3 protein-coding genes are annotated in these 4,401 nt (G+C 45.2%); all 3 read right to left on the bottom strand.

Annotated features, from left to right (window positions below):
* Positions 1-3 precede the first annotated feature (3 nt).
* The 3 genes from C7B77_RS24870 to C7B77_RS24860 all read right to left on the bottom strand — a co-directional run bounded on the left by C7B77_RS24870 (position 4) and on the right by C7B77_RS24860 (position 4,316).
* The gene (locus C7B77_RS24870; protein WP_106311254.1) at positions 4-366 is read right to left on the bottom strand and encodes a four helix bundle protein; all 363 of its coding nucleotides are present in this window, start codon (positions 364-366) and stop codon (positions 4-6) included.
* 139 nt (positions 367-505) lie between these two features.
* Positions 506-2,311, bottom strand: a complete 1,806-nt coding sequence (locus C7B77_RS24865; protein WP_106311251.1) for a methyl-accepting chemotaxis protein — start codon at positions 2,309-2,311, stop codon at positions 506-508.
* Between the two features lie 211 nt (positions 2,312-2,522).
* Positions 2,523-4,316, bottom strand: a complete 1,794-nt coding sequence (locus C7B77_RS24860; RefSeq protein WP_106311248.1) for a methyl-accepting chemotaxis protein — start codon at positions 4,314-4,316, stop codon at positions 2,523-2,525.
* Positions 4,317-4,401: the final 85 nt, after the last annotated feature.

Here is a 4,401-nt window from a genome sequence, read left to right as displayed (position 1 = left end):
GAACTAGGGATGCTTGTTGATGTTTTGTTTGGTGGTTTTGATGCTAGATGTTAGTAGCCTGAGCAGCTCTTTCAAGTCATCTATAATTGATTCACATTGTTTGATAGTTAGATAGTTCGTCTCGCACAGTAACAAAATCCAGTATTCAGTCTCATTTGCTTCTTTTAGGGCGATCGCCAATTTATGAATAAAGTCTGATTTACTCTCCCCATACTCTGCTTCTCGAACCAGAGCACCAACGGCTGTTCCAGAACGCAGCAATTGTTTCGATAGAATATACTCTTTTTTGTCTGATGACAAATGCTTGTAAAGATTTACAATTCTAATCGCAAAAGCAAATGATTTGTCTTTCAATGGCGAATTCATCTATTTATCACAAATTAACTATTCACTGTCTCGATCGCTCGTAAACCGTCGGGGAACCCGACATGAACGCGCATCGCTGTTCACTATTCACTATTCACTATTCACTATTCACTATTCACTATTCACTATTCACTATTCACTAGACCACCGCCGCCTTCAACTCATCCGCCACCTGCGTCAACTCCCTAGTGGTCATTTTCACTTGGTGCATACCCACCGCGCTTTCTTGAGAACCTTGGGAGATGTTGGTCATCGAACTGAGTACCTGCTGAATTGAGACTGCTTGTTGCTTGGCATTAGTAGAAATCTGTTGGGAGTTTAAGAATACGTTATTTACTGCATCTGTCACCCCAGCAAAGGTATCGGCAGTAGATCGAGCTAGATCGATCCCTTCATTTACAGTTTTGGTACCTTCATCGGTTACCATGACCGTGCGGTTGATCGCTGTTTGAATATCTTCGGCTAGAGCGTTAATTTTGTCGGCAGATTTTTTACTTTGATCGGCTAGTTTGCGAATTTCATCGGCAACTACACTAAAACCTTTACCCTGTTCGCCCGCACGAGCTGCTTCAACTGCGGCGTTGAGTGCGAGCATGTTGGTTTGACTTGCCAAATCTGCCACCAAGTCAGATACCACTGTAATTTGTCCGGTTTGTTCGCTGAGTGTGACAATTTGAGTAGCGATCGCGTCTACTTTGTCGCGGAGTCCAGACATTCCTTGGAGTGTCTGTTGTACCGATCGCGTCCCATCTTCAGACAGGGCGAGTGCTTGTCTGGCACCATTGGCGGCGGCTTCGGCTTGAGCGGCAGATTGGAAGGAGACCGCACCGAGTTCGTTGACTGTAGCACTGGTATCGATCGCGGAGTTGGCTTGCATGTTGACGGTGACTTCTTGCATTTCGACCGTATTGACGATCTCGGTAGAAGAGTTGACAATCGATTCGGCCATTTGTTTGACAAACTTGGTGACCCGATTTCCCGTCAGTAGGGCTAATCCCACTGTCGTACCACCTGCTACCAACATCCCCACTAACAATACGACCAGAACTTCATTTGCTTTGGCCTCGACATACTTGGTATCTTTGGCTACAAGCACGCCCAGATTACTTTGACCTAAATCTTCACTCTTTGGCAGACTGAGAACGGAGATTAACTGTGGGTTGTTGGTCAGACGATCGATATCAAATGCGGACTGAGGTTTATCGCTATTTTTCAACTGCTCGTAGCGCGCGAAATCCTTAGTATCGCGACCGACTTGCGCTTTTTCAAAGGCGAGGATAAATTTACTAGTATTTTTGTCAATAATGTGCCACTGAGCATTATTAACACCATACGGTGCGGCAATTTCTTCGAGCGCAGTAACGGGCATTCGCAATCGAAAGATCGCGCTCAACTGTCCGGTGATAATATCTTTAATTGGCGCAACAAAGTAAATCGATGATTGCTTAGTTGTTTGAGAAGTTACAACTTTACTGATATAAGGTTGACCAGTTTTTAATACAGCTTGAAAATAATCTCGATCGGCATGGTTCTCCCGACTACTTCCTTTGGAAGCGGCAATCGGATTACCCTGGAGATCGAAAATCATGGCACTGTCATAAAATTTATACCGATTGAGGTAATCATTTAAAAACTCTTCTTTTGCGGCTAAAGGCAAGGTTTTGGCAATATTCGGATTGTTGACAAATGGCAAATCGGCAAGGTATGTAGCATCTTTAGTCCGAATACTAATAAAGCGAGCGAGCGCGTCTGACAGCGCGGCTGCCGCAGATTTTTGGTTATTTGTTTCTGCTTCTGTCAGGTTGGTGTTAGAGATGAAGTAAGCCAAGCTACCAACCCCAACGACAGGTAAGAGTGAGAGCAATACCGCCATCGCCGTCGCTTTGGTTTTGAACGGCAGGCTGTTGAGTTTGTCTTGAATATTGGTTCTAAAGGTTGTCAGCATGTTAGGGGATAGTGAATAGTGAATAGTGAACAGTGAATAGTGAACAGTGGGGCAAGTTTAGTGGATAGTGGAGCGAGTTTAGTGGATAGTGGATAGTGGATAGTGGATAGTGGAGCGAGTTTAGTGGATTGAGTTTAGTGTTTTAGGATGCTTGCATCCTCTTTCTTCACTATTCACTATTCACTGTTCACTGTTCACTGTTCACTGTTCCCTAATTCACCGCTGCTTGCAGTTCATCAGCAATCAGGTTGAGTTCTTGGGTAGAGGTTTTGACTTTGTGCATACCGATCGCACTTTCTTGAGAACCTTGGGAAATGGTGTTCATTGCCCCCAATACTTGTTGAATGGCGGTTGCTTGCCGTTGGGTACTCGAAGAAATCTGTTGGGAGTTCAAGAAAACGTTATTGACGGCATCGGCCACGCCGATGAAGGTCTCTGCGGTAGTTTCCGCTAGTTGAATGCCTTCGGTAACTGTTTTGGTACCGCGATCGGTGACGATGACGGTACGACTAATGGACGTTTGAATATCGGTAGCCAGATCGTTAATCTTCTGAGCAGATTTTTTACTTTCATCTGCTAGTTTCCGAATTTCGCCTGCAACTACCCCGAATCCTTTACCTTGTTCGCCCGCTCGTGCTGCTTCTACAGCGGCTTTGAGTGCGAGCATGTTGGTTTGTTTGGCCAAGTCCGATACCAGATCGGAGACGGTGGTAATCTGTCCGGTTTGTTCGCCGAGATTGGCAATTTGGACGGCAATTTCATCGACTCGATCGCGAAGATCGGACATTTCGTGGATGGTTTTTTGCACCGCTTGGGTACCTTCTTCGGCTAACGAGAGAGCTTGTCTGGCTCCTGTCGCTGAGGCTGCGGCTTGTTCGGCGGTGGTGGTAGAAATATTTTCTAATTCGTTGACGCTACCTGTCGTCGCGATCGCCGAATTTGCTTGTTGGTTAACAGTAATTTCTTGTGTCTGGACGGTATCGATAATTTCACTAGCTGAAGTAGTAATCGTGGAAATCGCACGTTGGATATACCTAGTAACGCGATCGCTCAAGAAGACGGCTACCCCAGCAGTTAGCACACCTGCAAATAAACTGCCTAGCCCAATGGCTATCCAAATGGGTCGTTCGTTAGCCCAGAGTAGCTCGATATCCTGAGATACAACTGCTACCAGATCCAGCTCGGCTCCACCGCGAGGTGGGACGATCGCATTATATGAGAGCAGTTGTGCCTTGCCAGTGTATCGATCTGTATCTTCGATCGTCATTAGTTCATTCGATTTATACTGCTGAAAACTTGGTAATTCATTAGTATTTCGACCAGATCTCATGTCATCGGTAGCTTGTAAGATCGTGCGATTTGACCTGTCTAAAACTGCCCACTTATGTCGATCGTCGCCAAATGTTTTGGTAACGATCGCTAGTGCCGTAACTGGCATTCTGGCGACGATTACTGCTACTTGTTTGCCACTTTTATCGAAGGTGGGAGCTGTAAAATACAAGGCTGACCTATTATGGGAGGCATTAATTTCTACTTCAGAAATTTGGGGTGTGCCACTACTAATCGTCTGTTTGAAATAGTCAAGATTGCCATAATTCGTCCGGAAATTGAGACTATTAGATGCCGCGATCGTCCGACCCTGAAGATCGACGATCGAGATCGTGTCGTACAATTTATAACGATCGGCTAATGCTTTGAGCAGGCGTTCTTGTTCGACAATTGGAGTTTTGGCTAGTACTACCGGATCGCTAGCTGGAGCTAAAACTGAGATATTTTGAATATCTACGCTCCGCAAGCCGATAAACCGTGTTAGGTTTTGGCTCAAGGCTTTGGCTAATAACTGTTGTTGCCGTGTTTCCTGGGCGCGAATGTTTCTGGCAGATAAGAATGCTGCAAAAGCACCCGTACCCAAAATCGGGATAACGGCGAGTAAGGTTGCCAAACCAACTGCTTTGGTTTTGAACGAAAAATTGGTGACTTTTGTTAGGAAATTATTTTGGAACATACAAATAGGCGATCGGGATGTGAAATGACAACGGATAAATTTAAAATATAAAGACCGGATTTCAATATAAAGATCGAGCTAGTAG

The organism is Chamaesiphon polymorphus CCALA 037 (assembly GCF_003003845.1).
GTDB classification, from domain to species: Bacteria; Cyanobacteriota; Cyanobacteriia; order Cyanobacteriales; family Chamaesiphonaceae; genus Chamaesiphon; species Chamaesiphon polymorphus.
Note: the sequence above shows the minus strand (reverse complement) of the source record. Positions and strands in the feature narration are given on the sequence as shown.

Excerpts from the sequence above, each read along its gene's own strand:
- C7B77_RS24870 (WP_106311254.1), bottom strand. The coding sequence starts at position 366 with ATGAATTCGCCATTGAAAGACAAATCATTTGCTTTTGCGATTAGAATT.
- C7B77_RS24860 (WP_106311248.1), bottom strand. The coding sequence starts at position 4,316 with ATGTTCCAAAATAATTTCCTAACAAAAGTCACCAATTTTTCGTTCAAA.
- C7B77_RS24865 (WP_106311251.1), bottom strand. The coding sequence starts at position 2,311 with ATGCTGACAACCTTTAGAACCAATATTCAAGACAAACTCAACAGCCTG.